Genomic DNA, 1844 nt, shown 5'->3' on the forward strand with positions numbered 1-1844 from the left:
GAACACCACTTTTGTAAGCGCAACCAACACAGGAATCACCTTAGATGGTACAGCAGTAAAAGTAGCTGCAGGTACTCCAGCAGGAAGCTACGAGTTGGTTTACAAAATCTGTGAAAAAATAAACCCAGCGAACTGTGATGAAGCAAAAGTAACTGTTACGGTAACCAAACCAGCAATAGAAGCTATTGACGATGCAGGAACTACAGTAAACGGATTCACAGGAGGAACAGCTTTGGCAAACGTATTAGTAAACGATAAATTAAACGGAGCAATTGTTGACCCAACGAAAGTAAACACGACTTTTGTAAGCGCAACCAACTCAGGAATCACCTTAGATGGAACATCAGTAAAAGTAGCTGCAGGTACTCCAGCAGGAAGTTACGAACTCATCTATAAAATCTGTGAAAAAAACAACCCAACGAACTGTGACGAAGCGAAAGTAACTGTAACGGTTACCAAACCAGCCATCGACGCTATTGACGATGCAGGAACAGCTGTAAACGGATTTACAGGAGGAACAGCATTAGCAAACGTATTGGTAAATGATAAATTAAACGGAGTAATTGTTGACCCAACCAAAGTGAACACGACTTTTGTTAGCGCAACAAACGTTGGTGTTACTTTAGATGGAACATCAGTAAAAGTAGCTGCGGGAACACCAGCAGGAAATTATGAGTTGGTTTACAAAATCTGTGAAATAAACAACCCAACAAACTGTGATGAAGCTAAAGTAACTGTTACAGTAACCAAACCAGTAATCGATGCAATTGACGATGCAGGAACAGCCGTAAACGGATTTACGGGTGGAACAGCCTTAGCAAACGTATTGGTAAATGATAAATTAAACGGAGCGATTGTTGATCCAACGAAAGTGAATACGACTTTTGTAAGTGCAACAAACGTTGGTGTTACTTTAGATGGAACAACTGTAAAAGTAGCAGCTGGAACTCCAGCAGATAACTATGAGTTGGTTTACAAAATCTGTGAAAAAATAAATCCAACAAACTGTGACGAAGCGAAAGTAACCGTAACCGTTACTAAACCAGCCATCGATGCTATTGACGATGCAGGAACAGCGGTAAACGGCTTTACAGGTGGAACAGCTTTAGCCAACGTATTGGTAAATGATAAATTAAACGGAGCGATTGTTGACCCAGCTAAAGTCAACACGACTTTTGTTAGTGCAACAAACACAGGAATCACTTTAGACGGAACAACTGTAAAAGTGGCCGCAGGAACTCCAGCAGGTAACTATGAGTTGGTTTACAAAATCTGTGAAAAAATAAACCCAGCGAACTGTGATGAAGCGAAAGTAACTGTTACAGTAACTAAACCAGAAATCGATGCGATTGACGATGCAGGAACTTCAGTAAACGGATTTACAGGAGGAACAGCATTAGCAAACGTATTGGTAAATGATAAATTAAACGGAGCGATTGTTGACCCAGCTAAAGTCAACACGACTTTTGTTAGTGCAACAAACACAGGAATCACTTTAGACGGAACAACTGTAAAAGTGGCCGCAGGAACTCCAGCAGGTAACTATGAGTTGGTTTACAAAATCTGTGAAAAAATAAACCCAGCGAACTGTGATGAAGCGAAAGTAACTGTTACAGTAACTAAACCAGAAATCGATGCGATTGACGATGCAGGAGCTACAGTAAATGGATTTGACGGCGGAATTGCTTTAGCAAATGTATTGGCAAATGATAAATTAAACGGAGCGATTGTTGACCCAACGAAAGTGAATACCACTTTTGTAAGCGCAACCAACACAGGAATCACCTTAGATGGTACAGCAGTAAAAGTAGCTGCAGGTACTCCAGCAGGAAGCTACGAGTTGG

The 1844-nt window shown here is 40.9% G+C and carries 1 protein-coding gene; it reads left to right on the forward strand.

The window, feature by feature from the left end; translation table 11 throughout:
• A partial coding sequence (locus tag K5R64_RS13840; RefSeq protein ID WP_374758137.1) for an Ig domain-containing protein occupies positions 1-1844 on the forward strand: 1844 nt, incomplete at both ends.

This window comes from Flavobacterium sp. UMI-01, from assembly GCF_019656315.1.
Lineage (GTDB): Bacteria > Bacteroidota > Bacteroidia > Flavobacteriales > Flavobacteriaceae > Flavobacterium.